The sequence below is a fragment of the Pseudomonas sp. JC1203 genome, from assembly GCF_056175065.1.
Genome location: NZ_JBWCAM010000001.1, coordinates 648,995 through 673,062 on the forward strand (window position 1 = coordinate 648,995; position 24,068 = coordinate 673,062).

The following is a 24,068-nucleotide window of genomic DNA, read 5'->3' on the forward strand; positions in this document are numbered from 1 at the left end:
CCCGCACCGTGGTGTTTGCTGACGCAGCCTTCGGCAGCTGCTACGGGTGGTTTGTCTGTTCGCGACAAGGGCGAATGCCGGTTTCAGGGCATTGCTGGAAAAACATATCTATCCCCGCCACCCGTGTAGGGCAATCCCTACAACAAGCCTTCCATCGTGCTGAGGGCATTCTCTCCCAGCCCCCGATTTGCGTGGCCTGCAGCCTTCACTAGGCTTAATGCACGGCAGTCATAAACATAGGGCGTGGGGTATGAGCGAGGTGAATTCGAGCGATGTGCTGGTCAGCTTCCGTGGCGTGCAGAAAAGCTACGACGGCGAAGTGCTGATCGTCAAAGACCTCAACGTGGACATTCGCAAGGGCGAATTCCTGACCTTGCTCGGGCCTTCCGGGTCGGGCAAGACCACCAGCCTGATGATGCTGGCCGGCTTCGAGACGCCCACCGCCGGCGAGATCCTGCTGGCCGGGCGCTCCATCAATAACGTGCCGCCGCACAAGCGCGACATCGGCATGGTGTTCCAGAACTACGCCCTGTTCCCGCACATGACCGTGGCCGAGAACCTGGCGTTCCCCCTGTCGGTGCGTGGCCTAAGCAAGACCGACATCAACGAGCGGGTGAAGCGGGTGCTGGACATGGTGCAGCTGGGCAAGTTTGCCCAGCGCTACCCGGCGCAGTTGTCCGGCGGCCAGCAACAGCGCGTGGCCCTGGCCCGGGCGCTGGTGTTCGAGCCGCAACTGGTGCTGATGGACGAACCCCTGGGCGCACTGGACAAGCAGCTGCGCGAACACATGCAGATGGAAATCAAGCACCTGCACCAACGCCTGGGCGTCACCGTGGTGTACGTCACCCACGACCAGGGCGAAGCGCTGACCATGTCTGACCGCGTGGCGGTGTTCCACCAGGGCGAAATTCAGCAGATCGCCCCGCCGCGCACCCTGTACGAAGAGCCCAGCAACACCTTCGTGGCCAACTTCATCGGCGAAAACAACCGCCTCAATGGCCGCCTGATCACCCAGGACGGCGACCGCTGCATCGTTGGCCTGGAGCGTGGGGAGAAAGTCCATGCGCTGGCAGTGAACGTCGGCGAACCGGGCGACCCGGTAACCCTGTCGATCCGCCCCGAGCGCGTATCGCTCAATGGCCACAGCGAGCAGTGCAGCAACCGTTTCTCTGGCCGGGTTGCCGAGTTCATCTACCTGGGCGACCACGTACGCGTGCGCCTGGAGGTGTGCGGCAAGTCGGATTTCTTCGTGAAGCAGCCAATCGCCGAGCTGGACCCGGCATTGGCCGTGGGCGATGTGGTACCGCTCGGCTGGCAGGTCGAGCACGCGCGTGCGCTGGATCCGTTGTCAGTCGACTAGAGGCGAGCCCAATCGCCCAAAGCAACACCAACCCTGCACTGTGGAGAGAAGAGCAAATGCTCAAGCACTTGAAGTTCACCGCCCTGGCCCTGGGCCTGATGGGCGCGGGCCAGGCCATGGCGGCGGCTGACCTGACCGTGATTTCGTTCGGTGGCGCCAACAAGGCCGCCCAGGAAAAAGCGTTCTACCAGCCGTGGGAAAAGTCCGGGCAGGGCAAGATCGTCGCCGGTGAGTACAACGGCGAGATGGCCAAGGTGAAAGCCATGGTCGACACCAAGAGCGTGTCCTGGGACCTGGTGGAGGTGGAATCGCCGGAACTGGCTCGTGGCTGCGACGAAGGCATGTTCGAACAGCTGGACCCAGCCCTGTTCGGCAAGGAATCGGACTACGTGAAAGGCGCTATCCAGCCTTGCGGCGTGGGCTTCTTCGTGTGGTCCACGGTGCTGGCCTACAACGCCGACAAGCTCAAGACCGCGCCGACCAGCTGGGCCGATTTCTGGGACGTGAAGAAATTCCCGGGCAAGCGCGGCCTGCGCAAGGGCGCCAAATACACCCTGGAATTCGCCCTGATGGCCGACGGCGTGGCCCCCAAGGATGTGTACAAGGTGCTGGGCACCAAGGACGGCCAGGACCGCGCCTTCAAGAAACTCGATGAACTCAAGCCCAGCATCCAGTGGTGGGAAGCCGGCGCCCAGCCGCCGCAGTACCTGGCCTCCGGTGACGTGGTGATGAGCTCGGCCTACAACGGCCGCATCGCCGCCGTGCAGAAAGAGAGCAACCTGAAGGTGGTGTGGAATGGCGGCGTGTACGACTTCGACGCCTGGGCCATCCCCAAGGGCGCGAAGAACGCCGAAGAGGCGCGCAAGTTCATCGCCTACACGGTCAAGCCCGAGCAACAGAAGATCTACTCCGAGAACATCGCCTACGGCCCGGCCAACAGCCAGGCGGTGCCGCTGCTCGACAAGGGCATCTTGAAAGACATGCCGACCACCCCGGAAAACATCGCCAACCAGGTGCAGATCGACGTGGGCTTCTGGGCTGACAACGGTGAGCAACTGGAACAGCGCTTCAACGCCTGGGCTGCCAAGTAAGCCCAAGCAGGCGGCGCGCCACCGGTGGGTGGCGCGCCTTCAGTTCAAAGATTCGCGGAGTTGACCATGGCCCTTGCAGTGCCCCTCAAAGAGGTCGCCAGCCCTAACCTGAAACAGCGCCTGGCCCGGGCCGAACGCTTCAACCGTCTCAAGGCCCAGGCGCTGATAGCACCGCTGGTGCTGTTCCTGCTGCTGGTGTTCCTGGTGCCCATTGCGGTGCTGTTGTACAAGAGCGTCGGCAACCCGGAGGTGGTCGAAGGCCTGCCGCGCACCGTGGTGGCGGTGAAGGCCTGGGACGGCAAGAGCCTGCCCGACGAGGCGGTGTTCAAGGCCTTGAGCGATGACCTGGTGGAGGCGCGCAAGAATCAGACCCTGGGCGACCTGTCCAAGCGCCTGAACATGGAATTGGCCGGCTACCGCAGCCTGCTGTCGAAAACCGCCCGGGCGTTGCCGTTCACCCCCGCGCCAGCTTCTTACAAGGACGCGCTGGAAAGCCTCGACGAACGCTGGGGCGACCCTGCGTATTGGCAGGCCATCCGCCGCAACACCAGTGATGTAACCCCCTATTACCTGCTGGCGGCCGTCGACCACCGTATCGACGACCTCGGCGAAGTGGCCCCGGCCACGCCGGACCAGGCCATCTACCTGGATATTTTCGCCCGCACCTTCTGGATGGGCCTGGTGATCACCGTGATCTGCCTGCTGCTGGCGTATCCGTTGGCCTACCTGCTGGCCAACCTGCCGGCACGGCAGAGCAACCTGCTGATGATCATGGTGCTGCTGCCGTTCTGGACGTCGATCCTGGTGCGCGTGGCGGCCTGGATCGTGTTGCTGCAATCGGGTGGCCTGATCAACAGCGCGCTGATGGCCATGGGCGTCATCGACAAGCCGCTGGAGTTGGTGTTCAACCGCACCGGGGTGTACATCTCCATGGTGCACATTTTGCTGCCGTTCATGATTCTGCCGATCTACAGCGTAATGAAGGGCATCTCGCCCACCTACATGCGGGCAGCGATCTCGCTGGGTTGCCATCCGTTCGCCAGCTTCTGGCGCGTGTATTTCCCGCAGACCTACGCAGGTGTGGGCGCCGGTTGCCTGCTGGTGTTCATCCTGGCCATCGGCTACTACATCACCCCGGCGCTGCTGGGGAGCCCCAACGACCAGATGGTCAGCTACTTCGTGGCCTTCTACACCAACACCAGCATCAACTGGGGCATGGCCACCGCGCTGGGCGGCCTGCTGTTGCTGGCCACCGTGTTGCTGTACCTGGTGTACAGCAAGCTGGTGGGCGCCAGCCGCCTGCGCCTGAGCTGAGGAGAATAGGAAAATGCTGAGCCCTTACATGTCCCCCGTTGAGCGGGTGTGGTTCTACAGCCTGCGTATTCTCTGCGGCCTGATCCTGCTGTTCCTGATTCTGCCGGTGCTGGTGATCATCCCGTTGTCGTTCAACGCCGGCAGCTTCCTGGTGTACCCGTTGCAGGGCTTTTCGCTGCACTGGTACCAGGACTTCTTCGCCTCGCCCGAATGGATGCGTGCGCTGAAGAACAGCATCATCGTTGCCCCGGCCGCGACTGTGCTGGCGATGGTCTTCGGCACGCTGGCGGCCATCGGCCTGACCCGTGGGGATTTCCCCGGCAAGTCGCTGGTCATGGCGCTGGTGATCTCGCCCATGGTGGTGCCGGTGGTGATCATTGGTGTTGCCAGCTACCTGTTTTTCGCGCCGCTGGGGCTGGGCAACAGCTTCACCTCGTTGATTCTGGTGCATGCGGTGCTGGGCGTGCCGTTCGTCATCATCACGGTGTCGGCGACGCTGCAGGGGTTCAACCACAACCTGGTGCGTGCCGCTGCCAGCCTGGGTGCCTCGCCGTTGACCGCGTTTCGCCGGGTGACCCTGCCGTTGATCGCCCCCGGGGTGATCAGTGGTGCGTTGTTTGCCTTCGCTACCTCGTTCGACGAGGTGGTGGTGACGCTGTTCCTGGCAGGCCCGGAACAGGCCACCTTGCCCCGGCAGATGTTCAGCGGCATCCGCGAAAACCTCAGCCCCACGATTGCCGCGGCGGCTACGTTGCTGATCGCCTTCTCCGTGGTGTTGCTGCTGACGCTGGAGTGGTTGCGCGGCCGCAGCGAGAAACTGCGCACTGCCCAAGTCTGATTCTTTTATTGTGGGAGCTTGGCTTGCCAGCGGGTTGTTGGCGCCTGAAAGGCTCGCTGGCAAGCCAGCTCCCACAAACTGTCTACTCTGAATGCAGCCCTTGTCTGGAAAAAGGCCGCATTCATGACCCTCTCCGCTTTCAAGATTGCCAACAAACTGCTGACCGGCGCGGCTGCCATCGAGCAACTGGACGGCGAACTGACACGCCTGAACGTGCATAACCCGCTGATTGTCACCGACGCCATCCTGGTGGAGTCCGGCACCGTGGCGCTGGCGCTGGCGCAGTTGGGTGGCCGGCGCCACGGTATCTTTGACCGCGTGCGCCCCGAGCCAGAGATCGCCATTGTCGAAGACTGCATGCAGGTGTACCGCCAGGGTGGCCATGACGGCCTGATCGGCGTGGGCGGCGGCAGTGCCATCGACATCGCCAAGAGCGTTGCCGCCTACGCTGGCCACGACGGGCCGCTGGAAGCACTGTTTGGCGTGGGCCTGGTGCCGCGCAAGGGGCCACCGCTGATTGCCATCCCCACCACGGCGGGCACGGGGTCGGAGGTGACCAACGTGGCGATTCTGTCGGACAAGGCCGCGCACCTGAAAAAGGGCATCGTCAGCGATTACTTGCTGCCCGACGTGGCGCTGGTCAGCCCGCAGATGACCCTGACCTGCCCACGCGGTGTCACTGCCGCCAGCGGCGTAGATGCACTGGTGCATGCCATCGAGTCGTACATTTCCGTGAATGCCTCGCCCATCACCGATTCGCTGGCGCTGGGCGCCATCCGCCTGATTGTGCGTGCCCTGCCCAAAGCCTATGCCAACCCGGCGAACCTGCAGGCCCGCGAAGACATGGCCACCGCCAGCCTGATGGCCGGCATGGCCTTCGGTAACGCCGGGGTAGGGGCGGTGCATGCGCTGGCGTACCCTTTGGGCGGGCAATTCAACATCGCCCATGGGGTGAGCAACGCATTGTTGCTGCCGTATGTCATGGCCTGGAACAAACTCGCCTGCCTGGAACGGTTTCGCGATATTGCCGTGGCCATGGGGCTGCAAGTGGCGCGGTTGTCCGACCAGGAAGCGGCTGATGCGGCGGTGCAAGCCATGGCGCAGCTGTGCGCGGCGGTGGAAATACCCAAGGGCATGCGCAGCTTTGGCGTGCCCGAGGCCGCCATCCCCGACATGGCCCGCGAGGCCAGCGGCATCGACCGGCTGATGCGCAACAACCCGCGCAAGCTCAGCGCCAAGGATATCGAGCAGATCTACCGCAGCGCTTACTGACAAGCCCCGTAGCAGCGGCCGCAGGCCGCGTCCAAGGCCCCGACGCAGCCTCCGGCAGCTGCTACGGGGTTGGTGGTCGACCTTGGCGCCCCCATCGCTACAAGCTGATGTACAATGCGCGCCACCGTGATTCCAGCCCAGAAAGGTGCGTCATGCAGCCCTTTGCAATTGCTCCGTCCATTCTCTCCGCAGATTTCGCCCGTCTGGGCGAGGAAGTCGACAATGTCCTGGCCGCTGGCGCCGACATCGTTCACTTCGATGTCATGGACAACCACTACGTACCCAACCTGACCATTGGCCCGATGGTTTGCGCCGCGCTGCGCAAGTACGGCATCACCGCGCCCATCGACGCGCACCTGATGGTCAGCCCGGTCGACCGCATCATCGGCGACTTCGCCGAGGCCGGTGCCAGCTTCATCACCTTCCACCCCGAAGCCACCCTGCACGTCGATCGTTCCCTGCAACTGATCCGTGACGGCGGCTGCAAGGCCGGCCTGGTGTTCAACCCAGCCACGCCGCTGGACGTGCTCAAGTACGTGATGGACAAGGTCGACATGGTGCTGCTGATGAGCGTCAACCCAGGCTTTGGCGGACAGAAGTTCATCCCCGGCACCCTGGACAAGCTGCGCGAGGCGCGCGCCCTGATCGATGCCAGCGGCCGTGACATTCGCCTGGAAATCGACGGCGGCGTGAATGTGAACAACATCCGCGAAATCGCTGCAGCCGGCGCCGACACCTTTGTCGCCGGGTCGGCGATCTTCAACGCGCCGAACTACAAGGAAGTCATCGACAAGATGCGCGCCGAACTGGCCCTGGCACGCTCATGAGCGGCTTCGAGCAGCTGTCCCCGGGCAAGCTGCCACGCCTGGTGATGTTCGATCTGGACGGTACCCTGATCGACTCCGTCCCCGACCTGGCGGCCGCCCTGGACACGACGCTGCTCAAGCTTGGCCGTGCCCCGGCCGGCCTCGATGCCGCCCGCACCTACGTCGGCAACGGCGCCCGGGTGCTGGTGCGTCGCGGCCTGGCCGGTGGCCTGGACCACGCCGCCGTGGGCGAGGCCGACACCGAGCAGGCGCTGGCGCTGTTCATGGACGCCTATGCCGGCAGCCATGCACTGACCAAGGTCTACCCCGGTGTGCGCGAAAGCCTGAAATGGCTGCAGAAGCGCGGCGTGAAGATGGCGCTCATCACCAACAAGCCGGAACAGTTCGTGGCGCCACTGCTCGACGAGCTCAAGCTGGGCCGCTTCTTCAAGTGGATCATCGGTGGCGACACCTTGCCCCAGCAGAAGCCCGACCCCGCAGCCCTGCTGTTCGTGATGAAAATGGCCGGGGTGAAACCCGCCGACGCCCTGTTCGTGGGCGATTCGCGCAGCGACGTGCTGGCGGCCAAAGCTGCCGGCGTGCGTTGCGTGGCCCTGAGCTATGGCTACAACCATGGCCGGCCCATCGCCGAAGAGTCCCCGGCACTGGTTGTTGACAGTTTGCGCGGGTTGATCAGTTGCTTAGATCCGGCAGCTGAGATAACGTTGGGGGATAGCACACCTACCCCTCGCAGAGAATCCATCGTGGTGGTCACTCGCAAACTCTGGATGAAAGTCATCAAGGCCCTGGCCCGCTGGCGTTGGCGCGCCTGACTTTTACCTGGCCGGCCCTGCCGGCGCGTTTGCATACCTGACCGTTTTGCCCCTCATGCCACGAGGCTGATCATGATCCGTGAAGAATTCCTGCGCTTGGCCGCTGCCGGCTACAACCGCATTCCGCTTGCCCGCGAAACCCTCGCCGACTTCGACACCCCGCTGTCGATCTACCTGAAACTGGCCGATGCGCCCAACTCCTACTTGCTGGAGTCGGTGCAGGGCGGCGAGAAATGGGGCCGTTATTCCATCATCGGCCTGCCGTGCCGCATGGTGTTGCGGGTACACGAGCACCAGGTGAGCATCACCCGTGATGGCGTCGAGGTGGAGCGTCATGACCACGTCGAAGACCCGCTGGATTTCGTCGAGACCTTCAAGGCCCGCTACAACGTGCCGACCATCGCCGGCCTGCCGCGTTTCAACGGCGGCCTGGTGGGTTACTTCGGCTACGACTGCGTGCGCTACGTCGAGAAACGCCTGGGCAAGAGCCCCAACCCGGACCCGATCGGCGTGCCGGATATCCTGCTGATGGTGTCCGACGCCGTGGTGGTGTTCGACAACCTGGCCGGCAAGATGCACGCGATCGTGCTGGTTGACCCGGCCCAGGCCGAAGCCTACGAGCAGGGCCAGGCGCAGCTGGACGAGCTGATGGAAAAACTGCGCCAGCCCATTACCCCGCGTCGCGGCCTGGAACTGGACCGTCCGCCTGCCGCCGAGCCCGAGTTCCGCTCCAGCTTCACCCAGGAAGACTTCGAGCGCGGCGTCGCCACCATCAAGGAATACATCCTGGCCGGCGACTGCATGCAGGTGGTGCCGTCCCAGCGCATGTCCATCGCCTTCAAGGCTGCGCCCATCGACCTGTACCGGGCGCTGCGCTGCTTCAACCCGACGCCTTACATGTATTTCTTCAACTTCGGCGACTTCCACGTGGTGGGCAGTTCGCCGGAAGTGCTGGTGCGCGTGGAAGACAACGAGATCACCGTGCGCCCCATCGCCGGTACCCGCCCACGCGGTGCTACCGAAGAGGCTGACCTGGCGCTGGAGCAGGACCTGCTCAGCGACAAGAAAGAGTTGGCCGAACACCTGATGCTGATCGACCTGGGCCGCAACGATACCGGGCGCGTGTCCGAAATCGGTTCGGTGAAGCTCACCGAGAAGATGGTGATCGAGCGTTACTCCAACGTGATGCACATTGTCTCGAACGTCACCGGCCAACTGAAAAGCGGCCTGACCGCGATGGACGCCCTGCGCGCCATCCTGCCGGCCGGCACCTTGTCGGGGGCGCCGAAGATTCGCGCCATGGAAATCATTGACGAACTGGAACCGGTGAAGCGCGGCGTATACGGCGGCGCGGTGGGCTACTTCGCCTGGAACGGCAACATGGACACGGCAATTGCCATCCGCACCGCAGTGATCAAGGACGGCGAGCTGCATGTGCAGGCGGGGGCGGGGATCGTCGCCGACTCGGTGCCGGCCCTGGAGTGGGAGGAAACCCTGAACAAGCGCCGCGCGATGTTCCGCGCTGTTGCGCTGGCCGAACAAACCTCCCCGAAAGACGCCTGAGGAAGCACACCATGTTGCTGATGATCGATAATTACGACTCTTTTACCTACAACGTCGTGCAGTACCTGGGCGAGCTGGGCGCGGACGTTAAAGTGGTGCGCAACGATGAGGTGACCATCGCCGACATCGAAGCCATGAACCCCGAGCGCATCGTCGTCTCCCCGGGGCCATGCACGCCGAGCGAGGCGGGCATCTCCATCGAGGCCATCCTGCATTTCGCCGGCAAGCTGCCGATTCTGGGCGTGTGCCTGGGGCACCAGTCCATCGGCCAGGCCTTTGGTGGTGATGTGGTACGTGCCCGGGTGGCCATGCACGGCAAGACCAGCCCGCTGGTGCACGAAGACAAGGGTGTGTTCGAAGGCCTGAACCACCCGTTGACCGTGACCCGTTACCACTCGCTGGTGGTCAAGCGCGAAACCTTGCCCGACTGCCTGGAGCTCACCGCCTGGACCGCCAACGAAGACGGTTCCGTGGACGAGATCATGGGCCTGCGCCACAAGACGCTGAACGTCGAGGGTGTGCAGTTCCACCCTGAGTCGATTCTTTCCGAGCAGGGCCACGAGCTGTTCGCCAACTTTCTCAAGCAGACCGGCGGCAGCCGTCAGGGCTAAGGAACCATCATGGATATCAAGAGCGCGCTGAACCGCATTGTCGGCCAGCTGGACCTGAGCACGGATGAGATGCGCGATGTAATGCGCCAGATCATGACCGGCCAATGCACCGACGCACAAATCGGTGCCTTCCTGATGGGCATGCGCATGAAGAGCGAGAGCATCGACGAAATCGTCGGTGCCGTCTCGGTGATGCGCGAGCTGGCCGGCCAGGTAGAACTCAAGACCCTTGACGGCGTGGTCGACATCGTCGGCACCGGCGGCGACGGCGCCAACATCTTCAACGTGTCCACGGCGTCGGCGTTCGTCATATCGGCAGCCGGTTGCACCGTGGCCAAGCACGGCAACCGCGCGGTGTCCGGCAAGAGCGGCAGTGCCGACCTGCTGGAAGCGGCCGGCGTGTACCTGAACCTTACGCCGGTACAGGTCGCCCGCTGCATCGACAGCGTGGGCATCGGTTTCATGTTCGCCCAGGCCCATCATGGCGCCATGAAACACGCCGCCGGGCCGCGCCGCGACCTTGGCCTGCGTACCCTGTTCAACATGGTCGGGCCGCTGACCAACCCGGCGGGCGTCAAGCACCAGGTGGTCGGCGTGTTCAGCCAGGCGCTGTGCCGGCCGCTGGCCGAAGTGCTGCAGCGCCTGGGCAGCAAGCATGTGCTGGTGGTGCATTCCAAGGACGGGCTGGACGAATTCAGCCTGGCCGCGCCAACCTTCGTTGCCGAGCTGAAAAATGGCGAAATAACCGAGTACTGGGTAGAACCCGAAGACCTCGGTATAAAGAGCCAGACGCTGCACGGCCTGGCCGTGGAAAGCCCGCAGGCATCGCTGGAACTGATCCGCGACGCCCTGGGCCGGCGCAAGACCGAAAACGGCCAGAAGGCCGCTGAAATGATCGTACTCAACGCTGGCGCTGCCCTGTATGCCGCCGACCACGCGTCTTCGCTGAAGGAAGGCGTGGCGCTGGCCCACGATGCGCTGCACACCGGGCTGGCCCGCGAGAAGCTCGACGAGCTGGGCGCCTTTACCGCGGTATTCAAGCAGGAGAATGAAGGATGAGTGTGCCGACAGTTCTGGACAAGATTCTGGCGCGCAAGGCCCAGGAAGTTGCCGAACGCCTGCAGCGTGTCAGCTATGCCGAACTGGAGCGCCTGGCCGCTGCCGCCGATGCACCGCGTGGCTTTGCCAAGGCGCTGATCGACCAGGCCGCTACCAAGCACCCGGCCGTCATTGCCGAAATCAAGAAGGCTTCGCCAAGCAAGGGCGTGATCCGCGAGCACTTCGTGCCGGCCGAAATCGCCCAGAGCTACGAGAAGGGCGGTGCCACCTGCCTGTCGGTGCTGACTGACATCGACTATTTCCAGGGCGCCGACGCCTACCTGCAGCAGGCCCGTGCGGCGTGCAGCCTGCCGGTTATCCGCAAGGATTTCATGGTCGACCCGTACCAGATCGTCGAGTCCCGCGCGCTGGGCGCCGACTGCGTCCTGCTGATCGTCGCGGCGCTGGATGACGCGAAGATGGCCGAGCTGGAATCGGTCGCCTTCGGCTGTGGGCTGGACGTGCTGGTGGAAGTGCACAATGGCGAAGAGCTGGAGCGTGCGCTCAAGCACCTGAAGTCGCCGTTGCTGGGGGTGAACAACCGCAACCTGCACAACTTCGAAGTCAGCCTGGAAAACACCCTCGACCTGCTGCCGCTGATCCCGCGTGATCGCCTGGTGGTTACCGAGAGCGGCATCCTCAACCGTGCCGACGTCGAGCTGATGGAAATCAGCGAGGTGTATTCGTTCCTGGTGGGCGAGGCGTTCATGCGCGCCGAGCACCCTGGCGACGAACTGCAGCGTTTGTTCTTCCCGGAGCGCGTGCAGGCCTGACACCTGCGGGGCGCCGGACGCCGCCTGGCGGCCACTGCTACGGGAGGTTTTGATGCAGCATCCATTGCAAATCGACACCCAGGCCGGCCTGCAGGCTGAACAGGATCTGCTTGCCGCGGTGTGCCGCGGCGAGCAACCTGATGGCCTGCTGTTCTGGCAGTCCACCGACCAAACCCTGGTCATGCCACGGCGCATGAACCGCCTGCCTGCCTTCGACGCTGCCTGCGCCGCTTCGGCGGCGGCGGGTTGGCCGGTGCTGCTGCGTGAAACCGGCGGTGAGCCGGTGCCGCAGTCGGCTGCCACCATCAACGTCGCGCTGGTGTACGTGGCACCGCGCAGCGAAGGTGACCAAAACCGTATCGAAACCGCCTATCAGCGCCTTTGCCAGCCGTTGTGCGACGCTGTCACCGCCCTGGGTGGGCAGGCTTCGGTGGGCGAAGTGCCTGGTGCGTTCTGCGACGGGCGTTACAACGTCAACATCGCTGGGCGCAAATGGGTGGGCACGGCGCAACGCTGGCGCCAGGGCCTCAGCGGTACCCGGCCGGTAGTGTTGGTGCACGGGGCAATGCTGATGGATAACCAGCGTGACTCGATGGTGGGGGCGGTTAACCGCTTCAACCAAGCCTGTGATTTACCGCAGCGCTGTGACGCGCAAAGCCACGTTGCCCTGCACGAGCACTATCGGGCGCCGCAGTTGCTGGCTGGCCTGGCCCAGGCCTACGGCCAGTTGCTGGCCGAGATTCGCGCCAAGGGTTAGCGGGTGCCGTACACCACCATGGTCTTGCCTTTCACGTTCACCAGGTTGCGTTCTTCTAGGTCCTTGAGCACGCGGCCGACCATTTCCCGCGAACAACCGACGATGCGGCCGATTTCCTGACGGGTGATCTTGATCTGCATGCCGTCGGGGTGGGTCATGGCATCGGGCTGCTTGCACAGTTCCAGCAGGCAGCGGGCCACCCGGCCGGTTACGTCGAAGAAGGCCAGGTCGCCGACCTTGCGGGTGGTGTCGCGCAGGCGCTGGGCCATCTGGCAGCCCAGGGCGAACATGATCTCGGGGTGCTGCAGCGCCACTTCGCGGAATTTGCCGTAGCTTATTTCCGCCACTTCGCATTCGGTCTTGGCCCGCACCCAGGCACTGCGTTCGTGGCCGTGGCTGGGGGATTCGAACAGCCCCAATTCACCGAAGAAGTCCCCGGCGTTGAGGTAGGCGATGATCATCTCGCGGCCGTCTTCGTCCTCGATCAGAATCGTCACCGACCCCTTGATGATGTAGGACAGGGTTTCGGAATGGTCGCCAGCGCAGATGATATTGCTCTTGGCCCCATAGCGGCGGCGCTGGCAGTGAGCCAGGAGTTTATCGATGTTCTGGATCGGACGCATAAGCGCAACCATGGCTGAATTCCGGGGCAAGACTATCAACGGCGATACGTGAATGAGTGAGGGTGCTGGCGTGGCGCCAGTGATTTGGCGCCAGCTTAGCAGACACGCGTATTTGTATCAGGCAATTTACTAACCACCTTATCGGCAGGCAACGGCTGGGCTACAGGGCTTATGCAAACTGCTGTGCTAAGCTGGCGGCCTTTTTTACAGTGGAGTCCTGGTGATGAAGGCACGTATCCAGTGGGCAGGCGAAGCCATGTTTCTTGGCGAGTCGGGCAGCGGTCATGTGGTAGTGATGGACGGCCCGCCCGAGAGCGGCGGTCGCAACCTGGGCGTGCGCCCCATGGAAATGCTGTTGCTGGGCCTGGGCGGCTGCAGCAATTTCGACGTGGTCAGCATCCTGAAAAAGTCGCGCCAGCAGGTGGAAAGCTGCGAAGCCTTCCTTGAAGCCGAGCGTGCGACCGAGGATCCCAAGGTGTTCACCAAGATCCACCTGCATTTCGTGGTCAAGGGCCGCGGCCTGAAGGAAGCCCAGGTGAAGCGGGCGGTGGAGCTGTCGGCGGAGAAGTATTGCTCGGCCTCGATCATGCTGGGCCGTGCGGGTGTGGAAATTACCCACGACTACGAGATCATCGAGCTGGGTTGATGTTTGTGGGGGCGGGCAGGGCCCGCTCCCACAATGTTCGCATCAGATGCGGTAGGTGCTCTTGGTCATCACCTTGGCCACCAGGCTCATGCCGAACCTGACGGGCGCCGGAAAGCGGAAACCGCCTGCGTCCAGCGCCGAATCGGCGTGCTGCTCTTCGTCCACGCGCATCTGTTCCAGAATGGCGCGGGACTTCTCGTCCTCCACGGGCAACTGTTCCAGGTGCTCATCCAGGTGTTTGCACACCTGATGTTCAGTGGCGGCAACGAAACCCAGGCTGACACGGTCGCTGATCAGCCCGGCCACCGCGCCTATGCCAAACGACATGCCGTAGAACAATGGGTTGAGCACGCTGGGGTGGCTGCCCAGTTGGCGGATGCGTTGTTCACACCAGGCCAGGTGATCCACTTCTTCCTCGGCGGCATGTTCCATGGCCTTGCGCACCTGCGGCAGCTTGGCGGTCAGCGCCTGCCCCTGGTACAGCGCCTGCGCGCACACTTCGCCAGTATGGTTGATGCGCATCAGGCCAGCCACGTGGCGGGTTTCGTCGTTGCTGAGCTTGGGGTCCGGCTGGACAATGGCCGGGGACGGCCGCGACGGCTGGCCGCTGAAAGGCAGCAGCGTGCGCATGGCCGTGTCGGCCTGCAGCAGCAGTCGGTCGAGGGGGGAGTAGTGACGTTCGGTAGCCATTGGGCACCTCCGGATAGAATCACGGGGTGCAGTTTAACTCAAAATACCGGGCCAGAGCCTGCGGCACATCAACACAAACCTGTAGCCGCTGCCCGAGGCAGCGGCTACACGGCGATCAGCCCGGCGGCCAGTGCATCTGGCGCTGCCCAAGTACATGCATATGAATGTGGTAGACCGTCTGTCCGCCCAATTCATTGCAGTTCATGACCACGCGGAAACCTTCCTCGCAGCCCAGTTCCTTGGCAAGGCGCTGTGCCGTGAACAGAATGTGACCGGCCAGGCCCTTGTCTTCCTCGGTGAGGTCGTTGAGGGTGCGGATCGGCTTCTTCGGAATCACCAGGAAATGGACCGGTGCCTGGGGTGCGATATCGTGGAAGGCCAGGACCTGGTCATCCTCGTAGATGATTTTCGCGGGTATTTCTCTGTTGATGATCTTGGTGAACAGAGTATCCACAACGGTTGCTCCATGTTTGACGTCGGGCTCGAGTGTACTCAAAGCTCAGCGAGGGCGGTAGGCAAGGTTGATGGCGCCGGCGATCTTGCGCACCAGCCAGCGCGAGCCGAAGCGGGCGCCGTAGGTGAACAGGCGGTTGCGCCGGCCGGGGATGATCACTGCGCGGTTGCGGGCCAGGGCGCGCACGGTGAACAGCGCCACTTCCTCGGGGCTAAGCACCCGCCCGCTATTGTTTAACCGCTCTATCACCCGTTGCGACGAGCGCACCGGGCCGGGGCACAGCACCGACACCTTCACCCCCGACTGGCGCAACTCTTCGCGCAGGCCTTCGGAAAAGCTCAGCACATAGGCCTTGCTGGCCGCGTAGCTGCTCATCCACGGGCCCGGCTGGAAGGCTGCCAGTGAAGCGACATTGAGGATCTGCCCACCGCCGTGCACCGCCATGGCATTGCCAATCACGTGGCACAAGCGCGCCAGGGCCAGGATGTTGACCTCGATCAGGTCCTGTTCCTGCATCCAGTCCTGGGCCAGGAAGTGCCCGTAGGAGCGCAGCCCGGCGCAGTTGATCAGCAGGTCGATATGGCGGCTGCTTTCCTCCAGCTCCATCAGCAGGCCGGACAGGCGTAGCGGCTCGCTCAAATCGCAGGCACGGAACAACACTTCAACGCCGAAACGTTGAGTCAGCTCGATGGCCACCGCTTCCAGCGGGTCACGCTGGCGGGCCACCAGGATCAGGTTGCGGCCGCGCCGGGCCAGCGCCTCGGCCAGCGCCAGGCCCAGCCCTCGGGATGCGCCAGTGATCATGGCGTAACGGGTCATGCAATTCTCCATACGAACGCCGCCGGCCCCGGCTCGCAGTGAGGCGGGGCGCAGAAGGCGTCTACTCAGGGGCGCTAGTCTACCGTGCGCCGCGCTGTTGTGCCGAGTCCTTACACGGCTTGCGCGTGATGGGCCAGTGAACTGAAGCCGCCCTTCAGGCCAATGATGAACATCAGTACCAGGAAGGCCACCCACAGCCAGGCCAGCACTTTCACCGCCTTGGTGTTGGGCGGCGCCGGCGGGCCATATTGGTTGGTGCCCGGGTTGCCCGGAACAGCCATGATCACGATGGGGAAGAAGTTGCCCACCACCGGCACCAGGTTCAGCAGCCACAGCCAACCGCTCCAGCCAGCGTCATGCAGGCGCTGTACGGTTATCTGCACGTTGATGGTCATGAAGGCGGCCAGGGCGATGGCGCCGAAGCCGATGCCCAGGTAGCGCGAAATCGACATGAGCAGGATAAACACCAGCGCGGCGGCGCAGGCCGCCAACACCAGGGCCATGGTCCAGCCCAGGTAGCGCACCCGGCCGATGCGGCCCTGCACGGTCATTACCTTGAGCGGCCCGTAGACGGCGATTGGTGGCCCGACCTCCGATTGCGGCGGCGCGTAGGGCGAAAATGGCGGCGGTGCAGGGCTGGGCTCTATCTCTTCCAGGCTCAGCTCCACCGGAGCTTCCTCCTCCAGGCGGGCATCCACGCCGGCACGGTGCAATGCATCGAGGTACTTTTCGGCGGTTTCCTGGGACAAGTTGCGCTTGAGTGCCACCTTGCGCCCGGTAAACAGCTTTTCAACGGCCAACAGATCGCTGCGGAACAGTTGGGCCAGGTTGGCCTTGGCGGTTTCCAGGGCGACCCCCGGCAGTGTGCTGCCTTCGAAGACGATCTTGAACAGTGTTGTCATGCTGGCATCCTTGTCGTGGAAATGGCGGCCGGTTCAGCGCGGCCAGTGGTCGGGCAAGCGGCAGGCCCGTGCCAGCGCCTTGCGGTATTCGGTGTCCAGGCGGGCGATGAGCTCATCGGCACTGGGTATGTCGTCGATTTCGCCTACGCCCTGGCCGGCGGACCAGATGGTCTTCCACGCCTTGGCCTCGTCACCGATGGGCTTGAGCTTGGCCTCGGCGCCTGCGGCCGCCAACGTGGCCAGGTCGAAACCTGCGTCTTCCAGGCTTTTGCGCATGAAGCTGGCTGGCACACCGGACACTGCCGGAGTGTGGATGATGTCGGCGGCGCGGGAGCCCAGCAGCATGTCCTTGTAGGCAGCGGGCGCCTGGCTTTCCTGGCTGGCGATAAAGCGCGTGCCCAGGTAGGCAAGGTCGGCGCCCAGCAGTTGGGCGGCAAGTATTTCGTGGCCGTGGTTGATACAGCCGGCCAGCAGCAAGGTCTTGTCGAAGAATTGGCGTATCTCGGCGACCAGCGCGAACGGGCTCCAGGTGCCAGCATGGCCGCCCGCGCCGGCAGCCACTGCGATCAGGCCATCAACCCCGGCTTGTGCGGCCTTCTCGGCGTGGCGACGGGTGGTGACATCGTGAAACACCAGGCCGCCATAGCTGTGAACGGCGTCTACCACTTCCTTCACCGCGCCCAGGCTGGTGATGATGATCGGCACCTTGTGCTCGACGCAGATCGCCAGGTCAGCTTCCAGACGTGGGTTGCTGTTGTGCACGATGAGATTGACTGCATAGGGCGCAGGCTTGTCCAGGGCCGTCAGGCCGGCCTCGATTTCCACCAGCCACGCCTTGAAGCCTGCACTGTCACGCTGGTTCAGCGCGGGAAAACTGCCGACCACGCCGTTGCGGCAGCAGGCCAGCACCAGTCGCGGGTTGGAGATGAGAAACATCGGTGCTGCCACCACGGGCAGGCGCAGGCGTTGGTCCAGCGATGGGGGCAGCGACATGATGGTTTCTCTTGTGGGTTGGGTTGATCCTAGAACGGTTTCACCACCACCAGAATTACGATAGCCAGCAAAAACAGCACGGGAACTTCGTTGAACCAGCGATAAAAGACATGACTGCGGGTGTTTTCGCCACGGGCAAAGCGTTTCACCTGGGCGCCGCACATATGATGGTAGCCAATCAGCAGGAACACGAAAGTGAGTTTGGCATGCAGCCAACCCTGGCTCAGGTAGCCGGGAATGAGGTAGACCAGCCAGGCGCCGAACACCAGGGTGGCGACCATCGATGGGCCCATGATGCCGCGGTACAGCTTGCGCTCCATGACCATGAAGCGTTGCTTGCTGACTTCATCCTCGCTGCTGGCGTGGTAGACGAACAGGCGCGGCAGGTAGAACAGGCCGGCAAACCAGCAGACGATGCTGACGATGTGCAGGGCTTTGATCCATAGATAGAGCATTTTTTGAAGTTTCCAGGTTCACGGTAGCGCCGATAGTAGTGCCCCGGGCTGCCGCACGTCACCTCAACGGTTGTTAGCAGATGCTCTGGGCCCGTATTATCAGCGGTTTCCTAGTCGGTTCGTTGAAAGGGGCAGGTATATGGTCAAGGTCGGTATTGTCGGCGGCACGGGTTACACCGGGGTCGAGCTGCTGCGTCTGTTGGCGTCGCATCCACAGGCGGAAGTCGCGGTCATCACCTCGCGTTCCGAGGCTGGCGTGCCCGTGGCGGACATGTACCCCAACCTGCGCGGCCACTACGATGGCCTGGCCTTCAGCGTGCCGGACATCAAGACCCTGGGCGCGTGCGACGTGGTGTTCTTCGCCACCCCGCATGGTGTCGCGCACTCCCTGGCTGGCGAACTGCTGGCCGCCGGCACCAAGGTCATCGACCTGTCAGCCGACTTCCGCCTGCAGGACGCCGAAGAGTGGGCCAAGTGGTACGGCCAGCCACACGGCGCACCTGAGCTGCTGAAGGACGCGGTATACGGCCTGCCGGAAGTGAACCGTGAGCAGATCCGCAACGCCCGCCTGATCGCGGTGCCCGGCTGTTACCCAACCGCCACCCAGCTGGGCTTCCTGCCGCTGCTGGAAGCGGGCATCGCCGATGCGTCCCGCCTGATCGCCGACTGCAAGTCCGGTGTCAGCGGCGCTGGCCGTGGCGCTGCCGTAGGCTCGCTGTTCTGCGAGTCGGGCGAAAGCATGAAAGCCTATTCGGTGAAGGGCCACCGTCACCTGCCGGAAATCACCCAGGGCCTGCGCCGCGCTGCCGGTGGCGACGTCGGCCTGACCTTCGTCCCGCACCTGACGCCGATGATCCGCGGCATTCACTCCACGCTGTATGCAACCGTGGCGGACAAGTCGGTAGACCTGCAGGCGCTGTTCGAAAAACGTTATGCCGATGAGCCGTTCGTCGACGTGATGCCGGCCGGCAGCCATCCGGAAACCCGCAGCGTGCGCGGTGCCAACGTCTGCCGCATCGCCGTGCATCGCCCTCAGGGCGGCGACCTGGTCGTGGTGCTGTCGGTCATCGACAACCTGGTGAAAGGTGCCTCCGGCCAGGCGGTGCAGAACCTCAACATCCTCTTCGGCCTCGACGAGCGCCTGGGCCTGTCCCACGCCGGTATGCTGCCGTAAGCCACAAAGCCGGTCAGCGCACAATTGTTGACCCTTTTTCTGGGAGAAGCGGATAATGCCGCCATTACGTTTTATGGCGGCTTACGCCGGGAGAGAGTCAGCATGAGCGTCGAATCCTTCACACCCACGGCTTTGCAGTTCACCCACGGTGCTGCGCACAAGGTGAAGAGCCTGGTCGACGAAGAAGGCAATGAGCGGCTGAAACTGCGGGTTTTCGTGACCGGTGGCGGTTGCTCGGGCTTCCAGTACGGCTTCACCTTCGATGAAGATGTGGCCGAAGATGACACCATCGTCGAGCGCGAAGGCGTGAGCCTGGTGGTCGATCCGATGAGCTTCCAGTACCTGGCAGGTGCTGAAGTTGATTACCAGGAAGGCCTGGAGGGTTCGCGTTTCGTCATCAACAACCCTAACGCCTCCACCACTTGCGGTTGCGGTCAGTCGTTCTCGATCTGATCGGCCAGCAGGGCAATGCAAAACGCCGCGTTCTCACGCGGCGTTTTGCTGTCCGGGGTTCAGGCCGGGTAGATCGCGCCCAGCACGCGCAGGCCGCGTGCCCCGGTGACGCTGGGGCGGTTGGTGGGGATGCCTTCCAGGCAGCAATGGGCCAGCCACGCAAAGGCCATGGCCTCCACCCAGTCAGGGTCCACGCCGTGGCTGCCGGTGCTGTCCACGCGGGTGTGCGGCAGCAGTGCTGCCAGGCGCTGCATCAGCGCGTGGTTGTGGGCGCCGCCGCCGCATACCAGCAGTTCATCGGTGTGCGCTTGGGCGTGGCGCAGGGACTCGACAATGGTGCGTGCCGTCAGCTCCAGCAGCGTGGCCTGCACGTTGGCATCGGCCAGGCCCGGCAATTTCGCCAGGTGCGCCTTCAGCCAGGGCAGGTTGAACACCTCGCGCCCGGTACTCTTGGGGCCGGTGCCGGCGAAGAACGGGTCACTCAGCAGCTCGCCAAGCAGCGCTGGTTCGACCGTGCCGCTCGCCGCCCAGGCGCCGTCGCGGTCGTAATCCAGGCCTTGGCAGGCATTGATCCAGGCATCCAGCAGCACGTTGCCGGGGCCACAGTCGAAACCGCTGACAGGCTTGTCTGCTTCAATCAGGCTCAGGTTGCTGAACCCACCTACGTTGAGCACGGCCAGATTCTGACTACGGCTGGCGAAGATGGAATCGTGGAAGGCAGGCACCAAGGGGGCGCCCTGGCCACCAGCCGCCACGTCACGGCGACGGAAATCGCCCACGGTGGTGATACCGGTCAGCTCCGCCAGCAGCGCCGGGTTGCCTATCTGCACGGTAAAACCGCGCGCCGGTTCATGCCGTACGGTCTGGCCGTGGCTGCCAATGGCGCGGATGTCGGAAGGTGCCAGCTGCTGCTGTTGCAGGAGTGTGTGGATGCCCTCGGCGGCAAGGGTAGCCCACTGGTTCTCCGCCAGGGCGGCGCGGGCAATTTCGTCCGGGCCGCTGGCGCACAGGGCAAGCAGGTCGCCACGCAACCCGCTGGGCATCGGTAGGTAAAGGCTGGCCACCAGGCGCACCGTGGCGCCTTGTTCAACCAGCGCAATATCCAGCCCATCGAGGCTGGTGCCGGACATCACGCCGATATAAAGGGCCATGACTTACTTCTTGCTCGCGACCATGGTGGATTTCTCCTGGTCCATTTGCGCCATCAGCGGCTGGGCGATCTGCATGAAGCGAGCCTTCTCGTTCCTGGCGATCGGGTCGGCCATCGGCAGTTTCTGGCCCAGCGGGTCGACGTGGACGCCGTTGACCTGGAACTCATAGTGCACGTGCGGGCCGGTGGACAGGCCGGTGGTACCGATATAGCCGATGACCTGGCCCTGCTTGACCATGGAACCTGCGTGGATGCCCTTGGCGAAGCCCTGCATGTGCCCGTAGAGGGTCTTGTAGGTCTTGCCGTGGGCGATGATCACGGTGTTGCCGTAGCCACCACGGCGCCCGGCCAGTTCCACCTTGCCATCGCCGGTAGCCTTGATGGGCGTGCCGCGTGGGGCTGCATAGTCCACGCCCTGATGCGCACGAATCTTGTTCAGGATGGGGTGGAAGCGGCCTACCGAAAAGCGCGAGCTGATGCGCGCGAAGTCCACCGGCGAGCGCACGAAGGCCTTGCGCATGCTGTTGCCTTCGGCGGTGTAGTAGTTGGTGGTGCCCTGCTTGTTGGTATAGCGCACCGCGGTGTAGGTCTTGCCACGGTTGCTGAAGCGTGCGGCGAGGATGTTGCCGGTGCCGATGACCTTGCCATTCAGCACCTTCTGCTCGTACATCACGTCGAACACGTCACCCTGGCGGATGTCCTGGGCGAAGTCGACGTCGTAGTTGAAGATGTTCACCAGGTCCATCACCTGGTTGTGGGACAGGCCGGCGCGCTGGCCGGACAACGACAGCGAGTTCTTGATCACGCCGTGGGCATAGGCTTCGCGCATGATGGGCTTGATCACGTCGCGGTTGAACGCAAAGCCCTTGGCGCCGCGCACCAGGCGGATGGTCTCGGTGTTGCTGAGCTTGGTGTGCAGGCTGGCCAACTGGCCGTCCGGGCTGATCTCGAACTCCAGCACCTGGCCGTTCTTGAGCTGGGCGAACTGCTTGGCCTGCTTGTCGCTGGCCAGTACTTCCTGGGCCGCGGCGGCAGGCAAGCCAGCTTCGTCGAACAGTTTGGACAGGGTGTCGCCCTTGCGCACGGTGACTTCGCGGTGGTTCGGGCCTTTCTTGGCGCTGTCATCGTCGGCGCTGGCTACGGGCTCCGGCTTCGCGGGCGCGGTCTGGGCGGTGTCCTGGTCCTGGTCGTCCTCGTTGTCTATGTGGGCGAACGGCGCGGGGACGGCCTGCTCTTCGCCGAGGTCGGTGGCCGGGGCATCTTTCTGGGCTTGCTTGAGCTGGTCGGCTGGGGTCTCCAGTTCCAGCGGGGTAGAAGCGCGCTTGGCTTCCACTTCGCTGGAGGGGAATATCAGCATTGCGAGGCTGAGCAGGGCGGCGATGCCGCTTGCAGCCAGCAGGTGGCTCTTCGGATAAAGCGGGGGCGCTTTAGGCGGTTCGCTGGTCATAGGTAGTTTTGACTTTGAAAAAAGATGAAATGGAAAAGATGAATGACATGATAAAGATGAAATAACTGTATAAAATATAACCAAATCCTTGCCAAAGCAAGCTCGCAGACGCCTCGACCCGCCGCTGGGGTCACACGCAAGTCAAAAACTTGTAATTGGTGCCTGATCTTGTATCGTTGGTTCCCTTTGAATCTAAGCCTTGTGGGTCGGTTATGAAGTCGGTTGAAGAGCAGCTAGCGCTGATCAAGCGTGGTGCGGAAGAGGTGTTGGTCGAGGCCGAACTGGTCGAGAAGCTCAAACGCGGGCAGCCGCTGCGCATCAAGGCAGGCTTCGACCCTACGGCACCTGATCTGCATCTGGGGCACACGGTGCTTATTAATAAGCTGCGCCAGTTCCAGGAACTGGGGCACCACGTGATCTTCCTGATCGGGGATTTCACTGGCCTGATCGGTGACCCTAGCGGCAAGAGCGCCACGCGCCCGCCGCTGACCCGTGAGCAGGTATTGGCCAACGCCGAGACCTACAAGGCTCAGGTGTTCAAGATTCTCGATCCGGCCAAGACCGAGGTGGCGTTCAACTCCACCTGGATGGACGCCATGAGCCCGGCCGACTTCATTCGCCTGTCGTCGCAGTACACCGTGGCGCGCATGCTTGAGCGCGATGACTTCGACAAGCGCTACAAGTCCAACCAGTCCATCGCCATTCACGAGTTCCTGTACCCGCTGGTGCAGGGTTATGACTCTGTAGCCTTGAAGGCGGATGTCGAGCTGGGCGGTACCGACCAGAAGTTCAACCTGCTGATGGGGCGCGAGTTGCAACGCGCCTACGGCCAGGAAGCACAGAACATCGTGACCATGCCGTTGCTCGAAGGCCTGGATGGCGTGAAGAAGATGTCCAAGTCGCTGGGCAACTACGTCGGCATTCAGGAAGCGCCGGGCGTGATGTACAGCAAGCTGGTGTCCATCCCGGATGCGCTGATGTGGCGTTACTTCGAGTTGCTGAGCTTCCGTTCCATGGATGAGATCGATGCCTTCAAGGCAGACGTCGAGGCGGGTGCCAACCCGCGCGACATCAAGATCAAGCTGGCGGAAGAGATCGTGGCTCGTTTCCATGGCGAAGAAGCTGCTGCCAGCGCGCACCGTGGTGCGGGTAACCGCATGAAGGATGGCGAGCTGCCAGAGGATCTGCCAGAAGTGGAGCTCACGGCTGGTGAAGACATGCCTATTGCCGCGGTCCTCAACCAGGCTGGCCTGGTGAAGAACTCGGCTGCCGCCCGCGACTTGCTGTCGGCAGGTAGCGTGCGTATCGATGGTGAAGTGGTTGACCGTGGGTTTGTCTTCGCGCTGGGGGCGACGCATGTTTGCCAGGCCGGCAAGAAGGCCTTTGCGCGGATTACCCTCAAGCAGGGCTGATTGCTGCGTAGCTATATAGAAGGCGGGCCGGCAGGCCCGCCTTTTTGCTTTTCGGCGGTCTCGAAAGCCCCGCTGAAACATTTCTGAAATAAACGCTTGACCCGCTCCCGAATCGCTCTATAATTCGCCCCACTTCCGGCGCAACCGAAACGGAAAACTCTTTGAGTATCAATGAGTTAACCGAAGTAAGCAGCTCCGAAAGGTTTTGATCTAAACGTCGAAAGCGGTGAAAAAAGGCAGTTGACAGCAACGCAAGTTGCTGTAGAATTCGCCTCCCGCTAACGAGAGATCGAAGCGAGTCAAGTGGTTGAAGTTGAAAGAGAAATTCTGAAAAACTTCAAAATAAACGCTTGACAGACTCTGAGGAAAGCGTAGAATGCGCGCCTCGGTTGAGACGAAAGAATCAACCAACCGCTCTTTAACAATTGAATCAAGCAATTCGTGTGGGTGCTTGTGACTCAGACTGATAGTCAAAAAGATTATCAGCATCATAAGTTACTCCGCGAGAAATCAAAGATGTAACCAACGATTGCT

Annotated in this window: 25 protein-coding genes; 16 read left to right on the forward strand and 9 right to left on the reverse strand. The window is 62.9% G+C overall.

Annotated features, from left to right (window positions below):
- Nucleotides 1–250: 250 nt before the first annotated feature.
- The 12 genes from AC0SZ7_RS03105 (at nt 251) to AC0SZ7_RS03160 (ending at nt 12,316) form a co-directional block, all read left to right on the forward strand.
- Nucleotides 251–1,360 carry an ABC transporter ATP-binding protein gene (locus AC0SZ7_RS03105; protein ID WP_475502938.1) on the forward strand — a complete coding sequence of 370 codons (1,110 nt, stop codon included), beginning with the start codon at nt 251–253 and terminating at the stop codon, nt 1,358–1,360.
- Between the two features lie 56 nt (nt 1,361–1,416).
- Complete coding sequence (locus AC0SZ7_RS03110) at nt 1,417–2,451, forward strand: ABC transporter substrate-binding protein (RefSeq protein WP_475502939.1); 1,035 nt, start codon at nt 1,417–1,419, stop codon at nt 2,449–2,451.
- Between the two features lie 66 nt (nt 2,452–2,517).
- Nucleotides 2,518–3,765, forward strand: a complete 1,248-nt coding sequence (locus AC0SZ7_RS03115) for an ABC transporter permease (RefSeq protein WP_475502940.1) — start codon at nt 2,518–2,520, stop codon at nt 3,763–3,765.
- Nucleotides 3,766–3,778: 13 nt separating this feature from the next.
- The gene (locus tag AC0SZ7_RS03120) at nt 3,779–4,603 is read left to right on the forward strand and encodes an ABC transporter permease (RefSeq protein ID WP_475502941.1); all 825 of its coding nucleotides are present in this window, start codon (nt 3,779–3,781) and stop codon (nt 4,601–4,603) included.
- A gap of 123 nt (nt 4,604–4,726) precedes the next feature.
- A complete protein-coding gene (locus tag AC0SZ7_RS03125; RefSeq protein ID WP_475502942.1) occupies nt 4,727–5,875 on the forward strand; it encodes an iron-containing alcohol dehydrogenase in 1,149 nt (382 codons plus the stop codon).
- 152 nt (nt 5,876–6,027) lie between these two features.
- Complete coding sequence (gene rpe / locus AC0SZ7_RS03130; RefSeq protein ID WP_475502943.1) at nt 6,028–6,702, forward strand: ribulose-phosphate 3-epimerase; 675 nt, start codon at nt 6,028–6,030, stop codon at nt 6,700–6,702.
- Nucleotides 6,699–7,514, forward strand: a complete 816-nt coding sequence (locus tag AC0SZ7_RS03135) for a phosphoglycolate phosphatase (protein WP_475502944.1) — start codon at nt 6,699–6,701, stop codon at nt 7,512–7,514. Before rpe ends, AC0SZ7_RS03135 begins: the two co-directional genes overlap by 4 nt.
- A gap of 72 nt (nt 7,515–7,586) precedes the next feature.
- The gene (trpE, locus tag AC0SZ7_RS03140) at nt 7,587–9,077 is read left to right on the forward strand and encodes an anthranilate synthase component I (RefSeq protein ID WP_475502945.1); all 1,491 of its coding nucleotides are present in this window, start codon (nt 7,587–7,589) and stop codon (nt 9,075–9,077) included.
- Between the two features lie 11 nt (nt 9,078–9,088).
- Nucleotides 9,089–9,688 carry an aminodeoxychorismate/anthranilate synthase component II gene (locus AC0SZ7_RS03145; protein WP_475502946.1) on the forward strand — a complete coding sequence of 200 codons (600 nt, stop codon included), beginning with the start codon at nt 9,089–9,091 and terminating at the stop codon, nt 9,686–9,688.
- A gap of 9 nt (nt 9,689–9,697) precedes the next feature.
- Complete coding sequence (gene trpD / locus AC0SZ7_RS03150) at nt 9,698–10,747, forward strand: anthranilate phosphoribosyltransferase (RefSeq protein ID WP_473004661.1); 1,050 nt, start codon at nt 9,698–9,700, stop codon at nt 10,745–10,747.
- Nucleotides 10,744–11,559, forward strand: coding sequence for an indole-3-glycerol phosphate synthase TrpC (gene trpC, locus AC0SZ7_RS03155; protein WP_475502947.1), 816 nt, complete (start codon nt 10,744–10,746; stop codon nt 11,557–11,559). The genes trpD and trpC overlap by 4 nt, the downstream gene beginning before the upstream one ends.
- A gap of 52 nt (nt 11,560–11,611) precedes the next feature.
- Entirely contained in the window at nt 11,612–12,316 is a 705-nt protein-coding gene (locus AC0SZ7_RS03160) for a lipoate--protein ligase family protein (protein WP_475502948.1), read from the forward strand.
- On the opposite strand, the gene crp is transcribed toward AC0SZ7_RS03160, so the two are convergent.
- On the reverse strand, nt 12,313–12,951 hold the full coding sequence (gene crp / locus AC0SZ7_RS03165; protein WP_475502949.1) for a cAMP-activated global transcriptional regulator CRP: 639 nt from the start codon (nt 12,949–12,951) through the stop codon (nt 12,313–12,315). The genes AC0SZ7_RS03160 and crp overlap by 4 nt on opposite strands.
- Nucleotides 12,952–13,162: 211 nt before the next feature.
- Here crp and AC0SZ7_RS03170 point away from each other — a divergent pair, with 211 nt between their 5' ends.
- Nucleotides 13,163–13,585: an OsmC family protein gene (locus tag AC0SZ7_RS03170; RefSeq protein ID WP_475502950.1), complete on the forward strand. Its 423-nt coding sequence runs from the start codon at nt 13,163–13,165 to the stop codon at nt 13,583–13,585.
- Nucleotides 13,586–13,627: 42 nt separating this feature from the next.
- On the opposite strand, the gene coq7 is transcribed toward AC0SZ7_RS03170, so the two are convergent.
- From coq7 to hemJ, 6 genes are all read right to left on the reverse strand, one after another.
- Nucleotides 13,628–14,275, reverse strand: a complete 648-nt coding sequence (coq7, locus tag AC0SZ7_RS03175; protein WP_475502951.1) for a 2-polyprenyl-3-methyl-6-methoxy-1,4-benzoquinone monooxygenase — start codon at nt 14,273–14,275, stop codon at nt 13,628–13,630.
- A gap of 115 nt (nt 14,276–14,390) precedes the next feature.
- Nucleotides 14,391–14,729: a histidine triad nucleotide-binding protein gene (locus AC0SZ7_RS03180; RefSeq protein WP_027980374.1), complete on the reverse strand. Its 339-nt coding sequence runs from the start codon at nt 14,727–14,729 to the stop codon at nt 14,391–14,393.
- 45 nt (nt 14,730–14,774) lie between these two features.
- Nucleotides 14,775–15,548: an SDR family NAD(P)-dependent oxidoreductase gene (locus AC0SZ7_RS03185; protein WP_475502952.1), complete on the reverse strand. Its 774-nt coding sequence runs from the start codon at nt 15,546–15,548 to the stop codon at nt 14,775–14,777.
- 110 nt (nt 15,549–15,658) lie between these two features.
- On the reverse strand, nt 15,659–16,450 hold the full coding sequence (locus tag AC0SZ7_RS03190; protein ID WP_475502953.1) for a DUF805 domain-containing protein: 792 nt from the start codon (nt 16,448–16,450) through the stop codon (nt 15,659–15,661).
- 33 nt (nt 16,451–16,483) lie between these two features.
- The gene (locus tag AC0SZ7_RS03195) at nt 16,484–17,443 is read right to left on the reverse strand and encodes an NAD(P)H-dependent flavin oxidoreductase (protein ID WP_475502954.1); all 960 of its coding nucleotides are present in this window, start codon (nt 17,441–17,443) and stop codon (nt 16,484–16,486) included.
- 29 nt (nt 17,444–17,472) lie between these two features.
- On the reverse strand, nt 17,473–17,898 hold the full coding sequence (hemJ, locus tag AC0SZ7_RS03200) for a protoporphyrinogen oxidase HemJ (RefSeq protein WP_475502955.1): 426 nt from the start codon (nt 17,896–17,898) through the stop codon (nt 17,473–17,475).
- 139 nt (nt 17,899–18,037) lie between these two features.
- On the opposite strand from hemJ, the gene argC reads away from it, so the two are divergent.
- Together argC and erpA are read left to right on the forward strand one after the other, a co-directional pair.
- Nucleotides 18,038–19,072: an N-acetyl-gamma-glutamyl-phosphate reductase gene (argC, locus tag AC0SZ7_RS03205; RefSeq protein WP_475502956.1), complete on the forward strand. Its 1,035-nt coding sequence runs from the start codon at nt 18,038–18,040 to the stop codon at nt 19,070–19,072.
- Nucleotides 19,073–19,174: 102 nt separating this feature from the next.
- Nucleotides 19,175–19,525, forward strand: coding sequence for an iron-sulfur cluster insertion protein ErpA (gene erpA / locus AC0SZ7_RS03210; protein WP_416427135.1), 351 nt, complete (start codon nt 19,175–19,177; stop codon nt 19,523–19,525).
- A 59-nt stretch (nt 19,526–19,584) separates the two neighbouring features.
- Here the strand turns inward: erpA and AC0SZ7_RS03215 are convergent, their stop codons facing one another.
- Both AC0SZ7_RS03215 and AC0SZ7_RS03220 read right to left on the reverse strand, forming a co-directional pair.
- The gene (locus AC0SZ7_RS03215; protein ID WP_475502957.1) at nt 19,585–20,676 is read right to left on the reverse strand and encodes an anhydro-N-acetylmuramic acid kinase; all 1,092 of its coding nucleotides are present in this window, start codon (nt 20,674–20,676) and stop codon (nt 19,585–19,587) included.
- Between the two features lie 3 nt (nt 20,677–20,679).
- Nucleotides 20,680–22,122 carry an OapA family protein gene (locus AC0SZ7_RS03220; protein WP_475502958.1) on the reverse strand — a complete coding sequence of 481 codons (1,443 nt, stop codon included), beginning with the start codon at nt 22,120–22,122 and terminating at the stop codon, nt 20,680–20,682.
- Nucleotides 22,123–22,334: 212 nt separating this feature from the next.
- Here AC0SZ7_RS03220 and tyrS point away from each other — a divergent pair, with 212 nt between their 5' ends.
- Nucleotides 22,335–23,534: a tyrosine--tRNA ligase gene (gene tyrS / locus AC0SZ7_RS03225; RefSeq protein WP_475502959.1), complete on the forward strand. Its 1,200-nt coding sequence runs from the start codon at nt 22,335–22,337 to the stop codon at nt 23,532–23,534.
- Nucleotides 23,535–24,068 lie beyond the last annotated feature (534 nt).